An 18,746-nucleotide genomic window follows, 5' to 3' on the forward strand; every position below is an offset into this window, starting at 1 on the left:
TCAGTGCCCCCCGCCGCGCGAGGCCGAAAGGCGCGGGTCGATGGCGAAGTAGAGAAGATCGACGATCAGGTTGATGACGACGAACATCACCGAGATCAGCATCAGGTAGGAGGCCATGACCGGGATGTCGACGAACTGGATCGAATTGATGAACAACAGGCCGACGCCCGGCCATTGGAACACCGTCTCGGTGATGATCGCAAAGGCGATGATCGAGCCCAGTTGCAGGCCGGTGATGGTGATGACCGGCACGAGCGTGTTCTTCAGCGCGTGGCGGAAATAGACCGAGCGCTGGGGCAGGCCACGCGCGCGGGCGAACTTGACATAGTCCGAGCGCAGCACTTCGAGCATCTCCGAGCGCACAAGGCGCATGATCAGCGTCATCTGGTAAAGGCCGAGCGTGATCGCCGGCAGGATGATGGCCTTCAGGCCCGAGGCGGTCAGCAGGCCCGTCGACCACCAGCCGATCTGCACGGTCTCGCCGCGGCCGAAGCTGGGCAGCCAGCCAAGCTCGACGGCGAAGACGTAAATGAGCAAAATGCCGATCAGGAATGTGGGCAGCGACACGCCGATCAGCGAGGCGGTCATGATCGCGTTGGACAGCCAGCCATCGCGGCGGATGGCGGTGTACACACCCAGCGTCACGCCCAGGATCATGGCGAACAGGGCCGAAATGGCGGCCAGCTCCAGCGTCGCGGGAAGGCGCTCGACGAGAATGTCGGCGACCGGCCGGCCCTGGCGATAGCTGACGCCGAAATTGCCCTGGGAGATGCCCTGAAGGAAGTTGAAATACTGAACCGGAAAGGGCTGATCGAGCCCCAGTTCCCCGCGCAGGCGCTCGATGTCCTCGATGGTGCGTTCCTGGCCGAGCAGATTGTCGATCGGATCGCCGACGAAGCGGAACAGCGAAAAGGCGACGAGCCCGACAATCAGCAGAACGACAACCGATTGCAGGACCCGTCTGATGATGAATGCGAGCATTCAGGACGCTTTCTACTGGTTGACCGTCACCCAGCGCAGGATGAAGAAATTGTCCGGCCGCTGGGTCAATTCGACGCCGTCGCGAACGCCCCAGAGCAATGGCTGCACGTAAAGCGTCACATACGCCACCTCGTCCCGGACGATCCGGGCGACCTCGTCGAGCATGGCCTGCCGCGCGGCGTCGTCGATCTCGGACTGGATCATCGGCAAAAGCGCGTCAACACGCGCGTTGGAAAAATCGCCGAAGTTCCAGCTTCCAAGGCGCTTTTCCTCGTTGGGCGTTGCGACGAGGAAGCGGACCGGATGCTCGGCATCGAACGTTCCGGGCGACCAGCCCAGAAGATACATGTCGAAATTGTCCTCGCGCAATTCGGGCCAGTAGTTGCGCACGGGCATCGCGTCGAGCTCGGCCTCCAGGCCGATCTGGGCAAGCATGGAAACGACCGCCTGGCAGACCTCTTCGTCGTTGAGATAGCGGTCGTTGGGGCATTTCAGGCCGAAGGAGAAGCCGTCCTCGTAGCCGGCCTCGGCGAGCAGTTCGCGGGCGCGTTCGGGGTCGAAGGCGGGCCGGTCGGCGAGTCCGGACGTGTAGCCGCGCATGGCCGGGCTGACGAGCTGGCTCGCCGGCTCGGCGGCGCCGCGCATGATGGTCTGCAAGATCGCGTCCACATTGACCGCATGCGCCACGGCCCGGCGCACCCGCGCGTCGCGGAACGGGTTGGGCGCGCCGGCATCGTCGCCATATTGGAGCGTTTCGGCCTTTTGGGCAAAGCCCAACATGATCACGCGCGCCTCGATGCCCTGGATGACCTCGACGCCATCGCGCTCGGAAACGCGTTCGACGTCCTGGATCGGCACGGGGTTGATCATGTCGACCTCGCCGGTCAGCAGTGCGGCGACGGCGGTGGCCGCGTTCTGCACGGGCGTGAATTCGGCGCGGGCGATGTTGTGCTCGGGCTCGCCCCACCAGTTCTCGAAGGGCTCGAGAGCGGTCATCAGTCCGGGCTGGCGCTCGACCAGGCGAAAGGCGCCCGTGCCGTTGGCGTTGAGCGTTGCGAAGTTCTCGGCGTCGCGCGCGGGCAGTTCGACGCCGTTCGCCTCGGCCCATCCCTTGTCCATGATCATGAAGTTGGCGATGGAATCGGGAAAGATCGGGTTCGGTGCGTTGGTCATGAAATCGATGGTGAAGTCGTCGACCACCCGCACTTCGGAGACGGGCGCGAACCAGGAGGACGTATCGGCGGCTTCCGACGAGGCTCGCTCATAGGAGAACAGGACATCCTCGGCATCGAATTGCGCGCCGTCATGGAAGGTGACGCCCTGGCGCAGATTGAAGCGCCAGCCATCGCCGCCCAGCGGCTCCCAGCTTTCGGCAAGCGCCGGCTCGATGGCCATGTCCTTGCCGCGCCGGACTAGACCTTCATAGACATTGTTCAGAAAGCTCAGCACCGGGGTCGAGTTGACCGCGTGCGGATCCATGGTCTGCGGGTCGGTCTGGGCGGCCCATTTGAAGGTTTCGGCATTGGCTGCGCCGGCTGTCACGAGCAGCGCGGTCGCGGCGAGAAGGTATTGCGTTTTCATGAGATCTCCCCTTTCGGTCGGGCCGGTTCTCGGCATCGGCCGGGCGGGCAGGGTAGGCCGGGGGGCGCGGGGCCCCCAAGCCCGTTGGCGTCACGTCGCGGTCACGCTTAGTTGAACTGCATGAACTTGAAGTGCGGCTGGTCTTCGGGCTGCACCGGGAAGACGATGTTCTCGGTCATGCCCCAGTTGAGCACCTGGTTGTGCACCGGCAGGTAGATCGTCTCGTCCTGAACGACCTCCCAGATCTCGGCGATGGTCTGGTTGCGCTTTTCCAGATCGGTCTCGGAGGCCAGCGACTGGATCTTGGCGTCGAGCTCGGGGTTGGAGTATTGCGCACCGTTCCACGAGCCGCGCTCGTCGGTCGTCGAGTGGACCAGGAAGTTGAACACATACTCGCTGTCGAAGGTGGGAACGCCCCAGCCGAGCATGTAGAAGTCGGTCTCCCGGTTGGAGATCAGCGGGAAGTGATTGGCCTTGGTCTGGGCGACCAGGTTCACGTCGATGCCGATCTGGCCCATCATGCCGACCACGGCCTGGCAGATCGCCTCGTCATTGATGTAGCGATCGTTCGGGCAGTGCAGCGTGACAGTGAACCCGTCGCCATAGCCGGCCTCGTCCATCATCGCCTTGGCGGCTTCGACGTCCGCCTCCGGATACTGGTCGAGCTCCTCGGTCCAGCCGTTGACGAAGGGCGGAATGATCACGCCGGTGGGCGCGGACTGGCCGCGCATGACCACCTGCTGGATCGCCTCGCGGTTGATCGCCATGTTCATGGCCTTGCGGACCTGTTTGTTGGCGAACGGGTTCTCGCCCTCGACGGTGTCGTTTTCCAGATCGTCGCTGCCGACGTTCAGGCCAAAGAAGATGGTGCGGTTCTGTGCCGTCTTGTTGACGATCAGCCCTTCGCTGTCGCCGACGCGCTCGAGATCCTGAACGGGCACGTCCTGGATGAAGTCGACCTCGCCCGACAGCAGGGCGGCAACGCGCGTGGCCGCGTTCTGGATGGGCGTGTAGATGATCTCGCTGACTTCCATGGGGAAGTCGTCCATGCCCCAATAGTCCTCGTTGCGCTCGAGCACGGTGCGCGTGTCGGGCTCGCGGCTGACCAGCCGGAACGGGCCGGTGCCGTTGGCGTTGCGGACCGCATAGGTTTCCTCGCCGCCCTCGAAGTCCTGCGGCTTGGTGACGTCGTTGGCCTCGGCCCAGCCCTTGTCCATCATGAATGTGTTGGTCAGGTTGTTGGGCAGGATCGGGTTCGGCCCGTCGGTGACCATCTCGACGGTGTAGTCGTCGACCGCGCGTACCTCGGTGATCGAGACCAGCAGTTCCTTCATGTCGGAGTCGGGCATCTTGGCGCGGTTGATCGAAAAGACCACGTCCTCGGCGGTGAAGTCGGCGCCGTCGTGGAACTTGACGCCCTCGCGCAGCTCGAACACCCAAACGTTCGGATCGCCGTCCTTGACGTACCATTCGGTGGCCAGGGCCGGAATCTGCTGGGCCGCCATGTCGGGCGAGATCAGCGGCTCGTAGATCTGGTGGGCAAGCGCGTGGGTCGGGCCCTCGTTCTGGGCATGCGGGTCGAGGGTGAGCGAGTCGCCGGCGCGCGCCCAGCGCAGCGTCTCGGCGCTGGCCATCACGCTGGTGCCGGCGAGCAGCGCGGCCGTCAGCGCAGCGCCAACGATCTTTGTTGCTGTTGTCATGTCTATCTCCCTGAACGGTTGATCCGCCTGAACAGCGGACGTGAGCGGAAGACTAGACAGAGACCTCCGGGCGAATCCAGCGAAAAATCAACATGGCTTATCGCTGCGTTCAATTTCGCTTATGCAGGGCAGGGGCCCGCGCGGCCCTCGCCCCGCCGGCGTCAGTCGAGCGACCTGAGCACCGCCGACATCGTCTCGACGATGCGGTCGATGTGCTGCTTTTCGATGATCAGCGGCGGCGAAAAGGCAATGATGTCGCCGGTCGTGCGGATCAGCAGATCGTGGTTGTGATAGGCCTCCAGGAAGGCCGAAAAGGCCCGCTTGGTCGGCGCGCCCGGGATCGGTTCGAGCTCGACGGCGCCGATCAGCCCCAGATTGCGCGTGTCGATGACATGGGGAAGATCCTTGAGCGAATGGATCGCATCGGCCCAGTAGTCGGCGAGCTCCGCCCCGCGCGTCAGCAATCCCTCCTCGGCATAGGTGTCCAGCGTGCCGAGCGCGGCCGCGCAGGCCAGCGGGTGGCCCGAATAGGTGTAGCCGTGGAAGAACTCGATCAGATGCTCGGGGCCGGACATGAAGGTGTCGTGCACCTGGTCGGAGGCGAACACCGCGCCCATCGGCACGGTGCCGTTGGTGATGCCCTTGGCGACGGTCATCAGGTCGGGCGTGACGCCGAAATACTCGGCCGCGAAAGGCGCGCCGAGCCGGCCGAAGCCGGTGATCACCTCGTCGAAGATGAGCAGGATGCCATGCTCGTTGCAGATTTCGCGCAGGCGTTGCAGATACCCCTTGGGCGGCAGCAGCACGCCAGCCGAACCGGCCACCGGCTCGACGATCACCGCGGCGATGGTCGAGGGATCGTGCAGCTGGGCGATGCGCAGCAGGTCGTCGGCCAGTTCGACGCCGTGTTCGGGCTGGCCGCGCGAGCCGGGATTGCGGTCGAGGTCATGGGTGTGTCGCATGTGGTCGACGCCGGTCAGCATGGTGCCGAACATCTTGCGGTTGGCGACGATGCCGCCCACCGAGATGCCGCCGAAATTGACGCCGTGATAGCCGCGCTCGCGCCCGATCAGGCGGAAGCGGCCGCCATCGCCGCGGGCGCGGTGATAGGCGATCGCCATCTTCAGCGCGGTCTCCACCGATTCCGAGCCGGAATTGGTGTAGAAGACATGGTCGAGCCCGTCCGGAGTGAGCGCGGTCAGGCGCGAGGCCAGTTCGAACTGCTTGGCATGGCCCATCTGGAAGGCAGGCGCATAGTCCAGCGTGGCCGCCTGTTCCTGGATGGCGCCGACGATCCTGGGGCGGTTGTGGCCGGCATTGACGCACCACAGCCCGGCAATGCCGTCGAGCACCTTTCGACCGTCGTCGGTCGTGTAGAACATGCCGTCGGCGCCGGCGATCATGCGCGGGGCGCGCTTGAACTGCCGGTTGGCCGTGAACGGCATCCAATAGGCGGACAGATCGTTGGGGCGCGAGGCGGGCTTGTCGAGCATGGGTTTCTCCCGTCATGGCCGGCGACGGGCGGAGGCCGGCCGGGCATTGTCGTTGTGACGACGTGGTTTCGGATGACGCTAGGCCCCGGCCCATGACGGGTCAAGCCGTTTCACGGCGGGGCCGGGCGGCGGGCTCAGTCGTCGTCTTCGAGGATGCGTTCGGCGGCGCCGTCCAGGTCGTCATACTGGCCCGAATTCAGGCTCCAGATGAAGGCGCCAAGTCCCAGAAGCCCCAGGAACAGCGCAATCGGGATGAGAAAGGACAAAAGGGTCATTCTGCGGCCTCCAGCGGGCCCGTCGCGACGGTGCGCGCGCGATGGCGCGGCGCGCGGCCGGGCGCGGACCCGAGCGCCGTCACCGAACCGCGCGTCAGGCGCATGGAATTGGCGACCACGACAATCGACGAGGCCGACATGGCAAGCGCGGCGATCAATGGCGTGACAAGCCCGGCCATGGCGATCGGCACGGCGATCAGGTTGTAGGCGAAGGCGAGCGCGAAGTTCTGCCTGACCAGTGCGTTGGCGCGCAGGGCGATGGTGCGCGCGGTCGTCACCGCTTCCAGGCTGTCGCGGGTGAAGACGAAGTCGGCGGCGGTGCGGCCGACATCGGAGCCGGTCGAGGGCGCCATGGAGACATGGCCGGCGGCCAGCGCGGGCGCGTCGTTGATGCCGTCGCCGACGACGAGCGGCTTGAAGCCCTGATCGCCGAGCGCTTCGACAGTTGCGATCTTGTCGGCCGGGGACTGGCCGGAGCGCCAGGCGTTGATGCCGAGCGCGGCGGCGAGCCGGGCGACCGGACCTTCGGCGTCGCCGGACAGGATCTGCGTTCCAATCCCGGCGCGGTGCAGGGTGCTTATGGCCTGGACGGCGCCGGGCCGGACATCCTCGCCCAGCGACACCGGCGCAAGTTCGCCACCGTCGACGGCAAAGGCCAGGCCGTCCTCGGCCGGAGCGGGCCGACCGGCCAGTTCGGCGACCCAGTCGCTGCGGCCGAGCCGGGCGCGCCGGTCGCCGAACGTCGCCTCCATGCCAAGGCCCGGATGCTCGGTGACGGCCTCGCCGCGCGCCATCGTGCCGGTGCCAAGATGGCGCAGCAGCGCGCGCGAGGCCGGATGGGACGATGCGGCCGCGAGCGCCCGCGCCATGCGGATCTCGTCCTCGGCGCCGATGGCGCAGCCGGTCACGGTCGGCGTGCCGGTGGTCAGCGTGCCGGTCTTGTCGAAGACGACCGTATCGGCCTCGGCCATGCGTTCGAGCGCGGCGCCGTCGCGCATGAGGATGCCGCTTTCGAACAGGCGCGAGGCGCCGATGACATGGACGACGGGAACCGCCAGGCCGAGCGCGCAGGGGCAGGTGATGATCAGAAGCGCGATGGCGATGTACAGCGAGGTGTGCCAGTCGCCGCCGGTGATCACCATCCACATGACGAAGGCGATGGCAGCCAGCGAATGGACGAAGGGCGCATAGGCGCGCGCGGCGCGGTCGGCGGCGCGCACATAGGCGCCGCGCCCGTTCTCGGCCGCTTCCATCATGGCGCGCACCTCGGCCAGGAAGGACTTGTCGGCGGCGTTGGTGACGGTCACGTCGAGGACGCCGGTCAGGTTCATCGCGCCCGCTTCGAGCGCGGTGCCCTGGGCCGCCTGCACGGGCAGGCTTTCGCCGGTGACGAGGGCGCGGTCGACATCGCTGCGCCCGGAAAGGACGGTGCCGTCGACGGGCAGGCGGTCGCCCGCATACACGCGCACGCGCATGCCCGGCTCGATCTCGTCGAGGGGCAGATAGCGGGTGTCGCCGTCCGGCAGGACGACATTGGCGCCCTTGGCCGAAAGGCGCGAGAGCTGGACCACCGCCGTGCGAACGCGCTCGCGCATGCGCTGGTCGAGATAGCGCCCGATCAGAAGGAAGAACAGCAGCATGGTGGCCGCTTCGAAATAGGTCTTGGGACCCGAATTGAGCGCCTCGAACAGGCTCATGCCGGTCGCCAGGATGATGGCGAGCGAGATCGGCACGTCCATGTTGACGCGCCCGCGCCGGACCGCGCCCCAGGCCGAGCGGAAGAAGACCCGGCCGGCATAGATGACAGCGGGCACGGCGATCAGCGCCGAGATGAGGTGGAACAGGTCGCGCGTCGCCCCGTCGGCGCCCGACCACACCGAGACCGACAGCAGCATGATGTTGGCCGAGGCGAAGCCGGCGACGGCCAGCGACTTGAGCAGTTCGGCGTCCTTGCGCTTGCGTTCGAGCGCGTCGAGGTCGCCCAGATCGACCGGCTGGGCCGGGTAGCCGAGCGTGTCGAGGGCGGCTGCGATCTCCACGGGCCCGGTTTCGCCGGGCCGGATATGGACGGTCACGCGCCGCAGCGAGAGATTGACGCGCGCATAGGCGACGCCGTGCATGGGCTTGAGCGCGCGTTCGATCGCCGAGATGCACGCGCCGCAATGGATGTCGGGCACCGAAAAGACGTATTCGACCGTGCCGTCGGCGCGCTCGCGGCCGGCATGGAGCAGTTCCTCGGCGCGCGCAAAGCCGCCGGTCCGGCTGGCATCGGTGGCGCAATCGGCGGCGATGGTTCCTCCGCAGCAGGTCATTTCACGGTAAAGCGCAGGGTCCGGGTCCACACATCGCCGCCGGCGCCGGTGACGGTCACGTCAGCATTCCAGATGCCCGCGGCAAGCTCGGTGCGCCCGTCATAAACGCCCGGTCCGGTCTCGGCGAACTGGACCATGTGGTCCTCGGCGTCATAGGAGGGCCGGCCGAGCGTGGCGGTGATGATCGCGCCTTCGATGGGGGCCTTGCGCGCGTCGTGAAGCTCAAGCGTCATGGTCCCGTCGGCATAGGCGGGGATGGCCTTCCAGCCCATGGCGAGCTGGGCGCGCTTTTCGGCGGTGACCTCGTTGAACTGCTGGCTGGCGACATAGGAATTCTTCACGACCAGGCCGGTCCAGCTGTCGACGGCGTTCCAGGCCATGAACAGGTTCACGCCGATGACGATGCCGAAATAGCCCGCAATGATCGCCAGGAAGTGCCAGCCGGTGAACGTTTTGGGTGCGAAGACGCGTTGCAGCATGGATCAGTCCTCCGGCGCTTCGAAATTGGCGTTGTAGACATCGACCTCGCCGGCCAGATCCTCCTCGACGACGAAGCTGAAGCCGGTCGAGCCGGGCTGGACCTGCTCGGGCGGCTGGGCGACGAAGACGCGCAAGGGGCGCAGCTTGTCGGGCGCAACGGGAATGTCGAAGGATCGCGCCGGCTCGCCGTCGATGCCGTTGATCGCCATGGTGGCGCCGGGCAGTCCGTCGAGGCTGAGCGTGATGGTGCGCGGTTCGGCGACCATGTTCAGGATCTTGACGGTGTAGCCGTTGCGGATCGAGCCGTCCGAAAGCTGGGTGAAGACCGGGTTGCGGTCATGCAGGACGTTGACCTCGAGCCGGTCGCGCGCGCCCAGCGCCACCAGAAGGCCGATCCCGATGGCGGCCCAGGCCGAGAAGTAGATGACGGTGCGCAAACGCAGCATCTCGCGCCATTGGAAGGTGCGGATGCGGTCGACGAACCCGCCATCGGGCGTGCGCACGCGGGTCGGGTCGATCTTGCCGTCCTCGCCCGTGGCCACCCGCATGTTGTGGTTGTAGTCGGCCAGCGTGGCGTAGGAGATCAGCCCGCGCTCATGGCCGACCTTGTCCATGACGGCGTCGCATGCATCGATGCACAGCGCGCAGGTGATGCATTCGAGCTGCTGGCCGTCGCGAATGTCGATGCCCGTGGGGCAGACCGCGACGCAGGCATTGCAGTCCACGCAATCGCCCGGAACGACGCCCTGCGCCTTGGCTTTCTTCTGGCCGCGCATGCGCGGTTCGCCGCGCCAGTCATTGTAGGTGACCACGAGCGAGTTCTCGTCGAGCATGGCCGCCTGGATGCGTGGCCAGGGGCACATGTAGATGCACACCTGCTCGCGCATGATGGCGCCGAGCACATAGGTCGTCGCCGTCAGCACGCCGACCGTGCCATAGGCGACAAAGGGCGCCTGGCCGGTGGCGAAGTCGACCGCCAGGGTGGGCGCGTCGGCGAAGTAGAAGATCCAGGCGCCGCCGGTCGCCACCGCGATCAGCAGCCAGACCGCATGCTTTGCGGTCTTCTTGGAAACCTTGGACGCGGTCCAGGGCTCCTTGTCCAGCTTGATGCGCGCGTTGCGATCGCCCTCGAAGAAGCGCTCGACGACCAGGAAGAGATCGGTCCAGACCGTCTGCGGGCAGGTGTAGCCGCACCAGGCGCGGCCGACCACCGAGGTGATCAGGAACAGCCCGATTCCGGCCATCACCAGAAGGCCGGCGATGAAGATGAACTCCTGCGGCCAGATCTCGACGAAGAAGAAGTAGAAGCGCCGATTGGCGATGTCGATGAGCACGGCCTGGTCGGGGGCGTGCGGGCCGCGGTCCCAGCGGATCCAGGGCGTGACGTAATAGATGCCCAGCGTCACCGCCATGATGATCCATTTGAGGCGACGGTAGAACCCCTCGGCGCGCTTGGGGTGGATTTTCTGGCGGGCCGCATAAAGCGGCTGCGAGCTCGCCTTGGCCCCCGCATTGACGGCCTCGACGTCCAGCTTTTCGACGGCGGTTTGATCCAACACCCGGTGCCTCGCTGTTGCGGCAATTCATGGCGAAAGGCGGGTGTGCCACCCGCCATATAAGCACCGTTAGATGGACCGCGAACCCGGGTCGTTGATTTGGGTCAACCGGCGCCGGGCGGCGGGTGCGACAGGTTGGCAGGAATCGCCTGGGATTGTTGCGGTTCGCGCGATAATCGGTGCGACGCCGGCCCAGCGAAAAACGGCGCCCGCAGGCGCCGTTCGTTGACCGGGTCGGGGCGGGCCGGGGCGGCTACTGGCCGCCGCCGAGCTGGTGCACATAGACCGCCAGCTGCTTGATCGTCGTCTCGCCCAGCCGCTCGCCCCAGGCGGGCATGACACCCATTTGCGGGTTGTTGATCTGGGCGACGATCTGCTCGTGACTGCCGCCATAAAGCCAGATCGCGTCGTTGAGCGCGGGACCGCCCAGTTCGGGCACGCCTTCGCCCTCGATGCCGTGACAGGCCGAGCATTCGATCTCGAATGTCTCGGCGCCGCGCGCGGCGGCCTCTTCATCGTACTCCTGACCGGAGATCTGGCGGACATACCAGGCGACGTCCGAGATCTCCTGGCGCGAGAGGATATCGTCGCGGCCGTAGGCCGGCATCTCGTTGAAGCGCGTGTCGAAGTCGGGCTCGTAGCGGACACCGTGCCGGATCGTCCAGGCGATTTCCTCGAGCGAGCCGCCCCAGATCCACTCGTCGTCATTGAGGTTGGGATAGCCGGGGCTGCCCTGGGCGCCCGAGCCATGGCACTGCACGCAATAGACCTTGAAGGCGGACGATCCGCCGGCGACGGCGAACTGGACCAGTTCGGGGTCGGCGGCGATCTCGGTCACCTCGGCCTGATCGATGCGGTCGAGCCAGACCGACTGCTCGGCGCGGGCGGCCTGCATCTCCTCGGCCAGCTGGCCGCGCGAGGTCCAGCCCAGGACACCGGCGGTCGCCCCGGTAATGCCGGGCCAGGCCGGATAGAGGATCGTGTAGCCGATGGTCCAGATGATGGTGGCATAGAACGTCCACAGCCACCAGCGGGGCAGGGGGTTGTTGAGCTCCTTGATGCCGTCCCATTCATGGCCGGTGGTCTCGACGCCGGAGATCTCGTCGATGTCTTTCTTGTCCTCGGCCATTACCGGTCCTCCTTGAAGGGGATTTGAGCGGCATCGTCGACATGCTTCTGGGAGCCGGGGCGGAAGATCCACACGATGATGAAGATGAAGATCGCCATCAGGTAGACCAGGCCCCAGCTGTCGGCGAAGGTGCGCATGGCGTTGTAGGTTTCCATCGGTGCGACCCCTTAGCGGAAGTTCTCTTCGGGCTCGTAGACGGTGAAGTCGACGAGGGTGCCCAGCATTTGCAGATAGGCCACCAGCGCATCCATCTCGGTGAGCCGGTTCGGATTGCCGTCGAAATCGCCGAGGACCGCCTTGGGATAGCGTGCCTCGACGCCCGACCAGTCGGCGTTCGGGTCGGCCTGGGCGAACAGATCCGCCTCGGCATTGTCGATCATTTCGTCGGTGTAGGGGACGCCGACGCGGCGGTTGGCGACCAGGTGCGCCGACACGTCCTCGATCCGCAGCTCGGTGTCGATGAGGAACTCGTAGGACGGCATGATCGATTCGGGCACGACCGATTGCGGGTCGATCAGGTGCTGGACCTGCCATTCGTTCGAATAGCGCCCGCCCACCCGGGCCAGGTCCGGTCCGCTGCGCTTCGATCCCCACTGGAAGGGGTGGTCGTACATGCTTTCGGCGGCCAGCGAATAGTGCCCGTAACGTTCGACCTCGTCGCGGAACGGCCGGATCATCTGGCTATGGCAGACATAGCAGCCCTCGCGGATGTAGATGTTTCGTCCGGCCAGTTCGAGCGGCGAATACGGACGCATGCCTTCCACCTCCTCGATGGTGTTCTCGAGGTAGAACAGCGGCGCGATCTCGACGATGCCGCCGATCGAAACGACGACCAGCGATGCGCCGAGCAGAAGCGTGGCGTTGCGCTCCAGCGTCTTGTGGCTGAACAGGGTGCCCCGGGCGACCGGATCGGCCTTGACTTCGGGCAGTGCGCCCTCGGCGGGGGCCTCGTGCAGGTCTTTTGCCATGTCGGATTTCCTCATTCGGCCGGCTGGCTGACGGTGCCGGGCGCAGGGGCTTCCTCGCCCATGGCAATCTCGTCACGCTGATAGCCGCGTATGGTCATGTAGATGTTGAAGGCCATGATCAGTCCGCCGGTCAGATACAGCAGCCCGCCCACCGTGCGCAGCACGTAATAGGGGTGCATGGCGGCCACCGATTCGGCGAAGGAGTAGACCAGGAAGCCCTGGTCGTTGTACTCGCGCCACATCAGCCCCTGCTGGATGCCGGCGACCCACATCACCGCGGCGTAGAGCACGATGCCCAGCGTGGCGAGCCAGAAGTGCCAGTTGACCATGCGCAGCGAATAAAGCCGCTGACGCTGCCAGAGCTTCGGCACCAGGAAGTAGACCGCCCCGAAGGAGATCATGCCGACCCAGCCCAGCGCGCCGGAATGGACGTGTCCGATGGTCCAGTCGGTGTAGTGGCTGAGCGAGTTGACGGCCTTGATCGACATCATCGGGCCCTCGAATGTGCTCATGCCGTAAAAGGCGACGGCGATCACCATCATGCGCAGGATCGGATCCGTACGCAGCTTGTCCCAGGCGCCCGACAGCGTCATCAGACCGTTGATCATGCCGCCCCAGGAGGGCATCCACAGCATGACCGAGAACACCATGCCCAGCGTCTGCGCCCAGTCGGGCAGGGCGGTGTAGTGGAGGTGATGCGGGCCGGCCCAGATGTAAAGGAAGATCAGCGCCCAGAAGTGGATGATCGACAGGCGATAGGAGTAGATCGGCCGGTTCGCCTGCTTGGGCACGAAATAGTACATCATGCCCAGAAAGCCGGCGGTCAGGAAGAAGCCGACCGCGTTGTGACCGTACCACCACTGCGTGAGCGCGTCCTGGACGCCGGCAAAGGCCGAGTAGCTCTTGGCGCCCAGAAACGAGACCGGCATGGCCAGGTTGTTGACCACGTGCAGCATCGCGATGGTGACGATGAAGGCCAGATAGAACCAGTTGGCCACGTAGATGTGCGGCTCCTTGCGCTTCATCAGCGTGCCCATGAACACGAGCAGATAAGCGACCCAGACCACGGTCAGCCACAGGTCGACATACCATTCCGGTTCGGCATATTCGCGGCCTGCGGTGATGCCGAGCAGGTAGCCGGTGGCCGCCAGCACGATGAAGAGCTGGTAGCCCCAGAAGACGAACCAGGCCAGATCGCCGCCCCACAGCCGGGCGCGGCAGGTGCGCTGGACGACATAGAACGAGGTCGCCAGCAGCGCGTTGCCGCCAAAGGCGAAGATCACCGCCGAGGTGTGCAGCGGGCGCATGCGGCCGAAATTGAACCAGGGCTCGATGTTGAGCTGCGGCCAGGCGAGCTGGGCGGCGACGACGACGCCGACGAGAAAACCGACCACACCCCAGAACACCGTTGCAATGGTGCCGTAACGGATGACCGTGTCCATGTACTGGACATCGTCCTGGGCCGACTTGAACGGAATCTGGGCCGCCGGAGCGGGCGAAAAGCGCAGCGTGCGCAGCATGACGACGGTCGCAAGGACCAAAACGAGCGTCAGCAGCCACATATGGGTGCGGAACAATTGGTCTTGGCCGAGCGCTGCCCCGAGCAGCGCCACGAAGGCCCCCGCCCCGAGCACCACGACCCAGCTTGCATTTCTCATTTGATTTCCTCTCGCTTGGCGCTCCGGCATCGTTTGGCCGCGCGCCCGATGTGCGGTTCCCACATGCGCGCGCAGCCCGGCGCACGGGGTCTTGCCGGTCTGTGCCAGTGCGTCCGCTGACCTGCTTTGATCTTGATCAACGACTAGACACAGGTCGGATGACTAGTTTGTCGCAATGTTCGCCGCGCAAGAACGAAGGCAGGCCGCATGAATCTTTCCGGGGAGCCGGGCCGCTCCACGCCGCCGCACGGCAAGCGGCCGGTCCTGACGGCGATCGAGGGCGGCGCGATGACGCGCGACAAGGGTGATGCCATGGGGCATGGCATGGATCTGGCTCAGGTCGCCAACACGCTCGAGCACCATCTGAACGTGCAGCAAAACCTTTGCACAAGGCTGGAGGAGGTCGCCGACGGCCTGCCGGCGGAGGTGCGCAACGACGATTGCCTGGCGCTGGCGCGCAGCCTTTATCCGATCATTCACCGCAGCCATCAGTTCGAGGAACAGCTTCTGTTTCCGGCGCTGCGGACGCGGTTCGCCGACGATCGGTCGCTGCGTGCCACGCTCGACCGCCTGCATGGCGAGCACTGGGAAGACGAGGCCTTCGCCGAGGAGGTTCAGCACGAACTCGTCGAATTCGTCGCCGGGCGCTGCGAGGAAAACGTCGAAAAGCTCGGCTATATGCTGCGCGGTTTTTTCATCGGATTGCGGCGTCACCTGGCGTTCGAGCGCGAGCACATTTTGCCGATGCTGCGCATGGGGGAGACGGATCGATGACATTGCTGGCCAAACACGACCTCTCGGCGCTGCTGTCGCAGCGCGGCGGCGCGGTGCCGCGCTATACCAGCTATCCGACGGCACCGCATTTCGCCGCCGGGCTTGGGCCGGAGATGCAAGAGGCGCTTGTCGGAGCGCTCGAGCCGGGCGAGCCGGTCTCGATCTATCTTCACATCCCGTTTTGCGACCGGCTGTGCTGGTTCTGCGGCTGCAACACGAAGCACACGCTCAAATACGAACCGGTTCGCGCCTATGTCGATGCGCTGGTCGCCGAGATCGGCGCGTTCGGCGAGCGCGCGGGCTTCGTGCCGGTGGCGGGCCAGGTGCATTTCGGCGGCGGCTCGCCGAGCATCCTCGACAGCGCGGACATGGGCCGTCTCGGCGATGGATTGCGCGCCGCCTTCCGCTTCACCTCGCAGACCGAGGTCAGCGTGGAGATCGACCCCTCCGATGTCGGCGAGGACACCCTGGCCGGGCTCGCCGCGCTTGGCGTGACGCGCGCCAGCGTCGGCGTGCAGGACTTCGACCCGCTGGTGCAGCGGGCCATCAACCGGCCGCAGACCTTCGAGCAGACACGCGATGTGATCGAGGCGATGCGCGCGGCCGGCGTCGGTTCGGTGAACATCGATGCGCTCTATGGCCTGCCGCTGCAGACGCGGACCCGGCTGATGAGCACGATCGACAAGGTCGTCTCGCTCGATCCCGATCGCATCGCACTGTTCGGCTACGCTCATGTGCCCTGGGTGAAAAAGCATCAGAAGATGATCAAGGACGAGCAGCTTCCCGACATGAGCGAGCGTTTCGAGCAGGCCGTGCTGGCCGGCGAAACGCTGGAGGCGGCGGGCTACGATCCGATCGGCATCGACCATTTCGCAAAGCCCGCCGACCGGCTCGCCTCGGCGGCGCGCACCGGCCATCTGCGCCGCAACTTCCAGGGCTACACGACCGACCAGTGCAAGGTGCTGATCCCGTTCGGCGCCTCTTCGATCGGCGCGTTCGAGGGCGGATACGTGCAGAACATCGTCGCCACCGGGCAGTATCAGGAGGCCGTCCATGCCGGTCGCGGGACCGCGCTCAAGGGCTACCGGATGAGCGATGACGACCGGGTGCGCGCACACATGATCGAACGCCTGATGTGCGACTTCCGCATTTCCTTCGCCGATCTGGAAGCGCGGTTCGGCGAGGCCGCCGACGGGTACATCGACGAGGCCTGCGCGATCGCCGACGCCGAAACGCACGATCTGTGCGGGGTCGACATCGACGGATTCTTCGTGCCCGAGCAAGCGCGCCCGTTTGCGCGCATCGTCGCCTCGCGGTTCGACGCGCATCTGAACGATTCGAACTTCAGGTATTCGAAGGCGGTCTGAGCGGTCTCGCTGCCAAGCGGGCGAGCGATCGACCCTTGCCTTCAGCCTCGCGAACGCGCTCTTGAGGATGCGGGTGGATCGCTGGCAAGCGTCGAGGGATGTCGCCGCCTTTCGCGCACCGAGCCCCAGCCCTCCGGCGCTTGCGCGGGAGGAAGGGCGGGTTAAAAGTGCGCGATGAGTGCCAGCGCTTTTACTCGTCGTTCTCGCAGGCCGCCTCCAGGCGTGCCATCGAAGGCACGATCACCGTGCGGTTGTTGACGAGTTCGATGATATTGGCCTTGCGCAGCTTGGTGATCTGGCGGCTGACGGTCTCGATGGTCAGGCCGAGGAAATCGGCGATCTCAAGGCGCTTGAGCGGCAGCTCGAAGCGGATCACCGGGCTTTCGTCGACCATTTCGGGGTCGATGTTCGAGGCGATCAGGTAAAGGAAGCTGGCCACCTTCTCGGTGGCGGTCTTGCGGCCGAGCGTGAGCATCCAATCGCGGGCCTCGTCGAGCTCCTTGAGCGTCTGCTCGTGCAGGGCATGCTCCATGTTGGGCGCGGTGCGGGTGAGATCCTCGACCACGCTCTTGGGGAACGAGCAGACCCGGACATCGGTCGCCGCCTCGGCCGAATAGCTCGACTGCTGCGAGAAGATGCGGCCGAGGAAATCGGGAGCAAATTGCAGGCCGACGATCTGCTGGCGGCCGTCGGCCATCAGCTTGGTCAGCTTGACCACGCCGGACAGGATGTTCGAATAGGTGTGCACATCCTCGCCGACGCTGATCAGCTCGGACTGGCTGCGATAGGCATGCTTGGTGGTGTGACGGCTGAGCTGGATGAGCTGGTCCGGCGTCAAGGAGCCGCAAATCCCCTTGTGGCGCGCCTCGCAAGCCCGGCACAGAACCGGCACATCCGAGTTGTGAACGTCAAGACGGGGGGCCTTGAGCGGTGCGTCCTTTTTCTGGTGCACATCCGTTCTCCCGATGGGCGATATGTGTCAACATATCCTGACACTCATTATATCGCAAATTATGGACGCTTGCTAACGAATTGACGACAATCCGTTCGTCGAATTCGTAACCCACTGAATATGCTGGACCTTGCGTCATCATACATGCGAGCTACGCGATCGTGGAACTGATCGCGATCGTTTTTTGCCGCGGCGGACTGCGGCCGACTGCCGCTGTCGTCGTTGTACGGCACCGCGAACGCGTCGCTGGCGCCCGCCCGGTGCAGACTGCGGCGCATGCATCGGCGCTTGCCAAACGGCGTCCCTGGCCTGATAGGTGGGCACCGAGGCGAATGGCGACAACCCCTGATGTCGCGGGCGAGTGCCCTATCTTGCATCGGATGCCGCCGCGTTGTTGACGGACCCGTCGATCCCGGTCGGCGTCGGCTCGACGGCCGGCTGAGCGCATCAGCACCGGCGGCCGGCCGCGCGGCGTCTGGCCGCAACCAAGAACCGACAGGCCAGCGGTGGCGTTCGTCGGCCAATATCCATCGGAGTGAAACCATGATCAGCGCCGTCGTTTATGCAATCCTGATCGTTGTGGCGGGCGCATCGGGCGCCATCTTCAAGCCCGGCGAATGGTACAAGGACCTTCGAAAGCCGGGCTGGACGCCGCCCGACTGGGCGTTTCCGGTGGTCTGGACGACGCTCTACCTGATGATCGGGGCAGCGGGCTGGATCGTCTGGCGGGTCGACGGGTTCGGCATCGCCACCGTGCTGTGGGGTGCGCAACTGGTCTTCAACGCGGCCTGGTCGTACCTGTTCTTCGGAATCCGGCGGATGGACTGGGCTTTGGTCGATGCGGGCGCGATGTGGCTGACCATCGCCGCGTTCATCGTGCTGGCTTGGCCGGTTTCGCCGGTCGCCTCGCTCCTGTTCGTGCCCTATCTGGTCTGGGTGAGCGTGGCGTTCGCGCTCAACAAGCGGGTGATGGATCTCAATCCCGAGGCGATGGCGGCGGTGCGGACATCTTCGTGAAGGCGCGGTGGCGGAACCACAGTTCGCCAAGGTGCATCGCAAAGCCCAGCGACAGGAAGCCGGCGATGACGAGCGCGCCATGGCCGAGCAGCGCCGAACGCAGCGCGGCCATCAGCGCCAGTCCGGAGGCGGTGTTGAAGATCAGCGTGCGGCGCGCGGCCGGGGCGCGGTAGATGCCCAGAAAAAGGGCCAGTTCGAGCACCAGAACCACCATGGCGATCTCGGCCAGCCGGCCGGACGCGGCGATGGCGTTCAGCCAGTCGACAAGGGTGGTCATGGAGCGGGCTCGGCGCGGCTGTCTTCGTTTGGCCAAACGTGCCGGCACCCCCCTCTGTCGGCTGCGCCGACATCTCCCCCACAAGGGGGGAGAGTGGCGCGGGGGTCGGTCTCACCGCCGTACTTGCAGACTTTGAACCCTGAGCTCGCTGCATGCTCCCCTCTCCCCCCTTGTGGGGGAGATGTCCCGAAGGGACACAGGGGGGTGCTGTCGCCAGGCGAAACGC

General features: G+C 65.6%; 17 protein-coding genes. 3 read left to right on the top strand and 14 right to left on the bottom strand.

From position 1 onward, the window contains the following. The 12 genes from RBB34_RS13340 to ccoN all read right to left on the bottom strand — a co-directional run bounded on the left by RBB34_RS13340 (window position 1) and on the right by ccoN (window position 14,133). Window positions 1-981, bottom strand: a complete 981-nt coding sequence (locus RBB34_RS13340; RefSeq protein WP_306119719.1) for an ABC transporter permease — start codon at window positions 979-981, stop codon at window positions 1-3. Window positions 982-993: 12 nt separating this feature from the next. Then, window positions 994-2,562 carry an ABC transporter substrate-binding protein gene (locus RBB34_RS13345; RefSeq protein WP_306119720.1) on the bottom strand — a complete coding sequence of 523 codons (1,569 nt, stop codon included), beginning with the start codon at window positions 2,560-2,562 and terminating at the stop codon, window positions 994-996. Window positions 2,563-2,669: 107 nt separating this feature from the next. After that, entirely contained in the window at window positions 2,670-4,262 is a 1,593-nt protein-coding gene (locus RBB34_RS13350; RefSeq protein WP_306119721.1) for an ABC transporter substrate-binding protein, read from the bottom strand. 161 nt (window positions 4,263-4,423) lie between these two features. Continuing rightward, on the bottom strand, window positions 4,424-5,755 hold the full coding sequence (locus tag RBB34_RS13355; protein ID WP_306119722.1) for an aspartate aminotransferase family protein: 1,332 nt from the start codon (window positions 5,753-5,755) through the stop codon (window positions 4,424-4,426). A gap of 134 nt (window positions 5,756-5,889) precedes the next feature. After that, window positions 5,890-6,030 carry a cbb3-type cytochrome oxidase assembly protein CcoS gene (gene ccoS / locus RBB34_RS13360; protein ID WP_306119723.1) on the bottom strand — a complete coding sequence of 47 codons (141 nt, stop codon included), beginning with the start codon at window positions 6,028-6,030 and terminating at the stop codon, window positions 5,890-5,892. Next, window positions 6,027-8,372: a heavy metal translocating P-type ATPase gene (locus tag RBB34_RS13365; protein ID WP_306119724.1), complete on the bottom strand. Its 2,346-nt coding sequence runs from the start codon at window positions 8,370-8,372 to the stop codon at window positions 6,027-6,029. Before RBB34_RS13365 ends, ccoS begins: the two co-directional genes overlap by 4 nt. After that, window positions 8,339-8,821: a FixH family protein gene (locus RBB34_RS13370; protein WP_306119725.1), complete on the bottom strand. Its 483-nt coding sequence runs from the start codon at window positions 8,819-8,821 to the stop codon at window positions 8,339-8,341. The genes RBB34_RS13365 and RBB34_RS13370 overlap by 34 nt, the downstream gene beginning before the upstream one ends. A gap of 3 nt (window positions 8,822-8,824) precedes the next feature. Further along, window positions 8,825-10,381, bottom strand: a complete 1,557-nt coding sequence (ccoG, locus tag RBB34_RS13375) for a cytochrome c oxidase accessory protein CcoG (protein ID WP_306119726.1) — start codon at window positions 10,379-10,381, stop codon at window positions 8,825-8,827. 250 nt (window positions 10,382-10,631) lie between these two features. Continuing rightward, a complete protein-coding gene (ccoP, locus tag RBB34_RS13380) occupies window positions 10,632-11,507 on the bottom strand; it encodes a cytochrome-c oxidase, cbb3-type subunit III (RefSeq protein ID WP_306119727.1) in 876 nt (291 codons plus the stop codon). Next, a complete protein-coding gene (locus RBB34_RS13385) occupies window positions 11,507-11,662 on the bottom strand; it encodes a cbb3-type cytochrome c oxidase subunit 3 (RefSeq protein ID WP_306119728.1) in 156 nt (51 codons plus the stop codon). Before RBB34_RS13385 ends, ccoP begins: the two co-directional genes overlap by 1 nt. 12 nt (window positions 11,663-11,674) lie before the next feature. Further along, window positions 11,675-12,475, bottom strand: a complete 801-nt coding sequence (gene ccoO / locus RBB34_RS13390) for a cytochrome-c oxidase, cbb3-type subunit II (RefSeq protein ID WP_306119729.1) — start codon at window positions 12,473-12,475, stop codon at window positions 11,675-11,677. Window positions 12,476-12,486: 11 nt separating this feature from the next. After that, window positions 12,487-14,133, bottom strand: coding sequence for a cytochrome-c oxidase, cbb3-type subunit I (ccoN, locus tag RBB34_RS13395; protein ID WP_306119730.1), 1,647 nt, complete (start codon window positions 14,131-14,133; stop codon window positions 12,487-12,489). A gap of 207 nt (window positions 14,134-14,340) precedes the next feature. Between ccoN and RBB34_RS13400 the strand changes: the two genes are divergently transcribed. Continuing rightward, window positions 14,341-14,907: a hemerythrin domain-containing protein gene (locus RBB34_RS13400; protein ID WP_306119731.1), complete on the top strand. Its 567-nt coding sequence runs from the start codon at window positions 14,341-14,343 to the stop codon at window positions 14,905-14,907. After that, window positions 14,904-16,274, top strand: a complete 1,371-nt coding sequence (hemN, locus tag RBB34_RS13405) for an oxygen-independent coproporphyrinogen III oxidase (protein WP_306119732.1) — start codon at window positions 14,904-14,906, stop codon at window positions 16,272-16,274. Before RBB34_RS13400 ends, hemN begins: the two co-directional genes overlap by 4 nt. 190 nt (window positions 16,275-16,464) lie before the next feature. Here hemN and RBB34_RS13410 read toward each other — a convergent pair whose 3' ends face one another. After that, window positions 16,465-17,226 carry a Crp/Fnr family transcriptional regulator gene (locus RBB34_RS13410; RefSeq protein ID WP_306119733.1) on the bottom strand — a complete coding sequence of 254 codons (762 nt, stop codon included), beginning with the start codon at window positions 17,224-17,226 and terminating at the stop codon, window positions 16,465-16,467. A gap of 543 nt (window positions 17,227-17,769) precedes the next feature. Between RBB34_RS13410 and RBB34_RS13415 the strand changes: the two genes are divergently transcribed. Next, complete coding sequence (locus RBB34_RS13415) at window positions 17,770-18,243, top strand: TspO/MBR family protein (RefSeq protein WP_346432540.1); 474 nt, start codon at window positions 17,770-17,772, stop codon at window positions 18,241-18,243. Here the strand turns inward: RBB34_RS13415 and RBB34_RS13420 are convergent. Next, window positions 18,203-18,520 (bottom strand): hypothetical protein, encoded by a 318-nt coding sequence (locus RBB34_RS13420; protein ID WP_306119734.1) that lies wholly within the window; start codon window positions 18,518-18,520, stop codon window positions 18,203-18,205. The genes RBB34_RS13415 and RBB34_RS13420 overlap by 41 nt on opposite strands. Window positions 18,521-18,746 lie beyond the last annotated feature (226 nt).

The sequence above is a fragment of the Roseitalea sp. MMSF_3546 genome (assembly GCF_030732865.1).
Lineage (GTDB): Bacteria > Pseudomonadota > Alphaproteobacteria > Rhizobiales > Rhizobiaceae > Roseitalea.

Excerpts from the sequence above, each read along its gene's own strand:
- ccoS (WP_306119723.1), bottom strand. The coding sequence starts at position 6,030 with ATGACCCTTTTGTCCTTTCTCATCCCGATTGCGCTGTTCCTGGGGCTT.
- RBB34_RS13350 (WP_306119721.1), bottom strand. The coding sequence starts at position 4,262 with ATGACAACAGCAACAAAGATCGTTGGCGCTGCGCTGACGGCCGCGCTG.
- RBB34_RS13385 (WP_306119728.1), bottom strand. The coding sequence starts at position 11,662 with ATGGAAACCTACAACGCCATGCGCACCTTCGCCGACAGCTGGGGCCTG.
- ccoO (WP_306119729.1), bottom strand. The coding sequence starts at position 12,475 with ATGGCAAAAGACCTGCACGAGGCCCCCGCCGAGGGCGCACTGCCCGAA.
- hemN (WP_306119732.1), top strand. The coding sequence starts at position 14,904 with ATGACATTGCTGGCCAAACACGACCTCTCGGCGCTGCTGTCGCAGCGC.
- ccoP (WP_306119727.1), bottom strand. The coding sequence starts at position 11,507 with ATGGCCGAGGACAAGAAAGACATCGACGAGATCTCCGGCGTCGAGACC.
- RBB34_RS13415 (WP_346432540.1), top strand. The coding sequence starts at position 17,770 with ATGATCAGCGCCGTCGTTTATGCAATCCTGATCGTTGTGGCGGGCGCA.
- RBB34_RS13370 (WP_306119725.1), bottom strand. The coding sequence starts at position 8,821 with ATGCTGCAACGCGTCTTCGCACCCAAAACGTTCACCGGCTGGCACTTC.
- RBB34_RS13355 (WP_306119722.1), bottom strand. The coding sequence starts at position 5,755 with ATGCTCGACAAGCCCGCCTCGCGCCCCAACGATCTGTCCGCCTATTGG.
- RBB34_RS13345 (WP_306119720.1), bottom strand. The coding sequence starts at position 2,562 with ATGAAAACGCAATACCTTCTCGCCGCGACCGCGCTGCTCGTGACAGCC.
- ccoN (WP_306119730.1), bottom strand. The coding sequence starts at position 14,133 with ATGAGAAATGCAAGCTGGGTCGTGGTGCTCGGGGCGGGGGCCTTCGTG.
- RBB34_RS13400 (WP_306119731.1), top strand. The coding sequence starts at position 14,341 with ATGAATCTTTCCGGGGAGCCGGGCCGCTCCACGCCGCCGCACGGCAAG.
- RBB34_RS13420 (WP_306119734.1), bottom strand. The coding sequence starts at position 18,520 with ATGACCACCCTTGTCGACTGGCTGAACGCCATCGCCGCGTCCGGCCGG.
- RBB34_RS13340 (WP_306119719.1), bottom strand. The coding sequence starts at position 981 with ATGCTCGCATTCATCATCAGACGGGTCCTGCAATCGGTTGTCGTTCTG.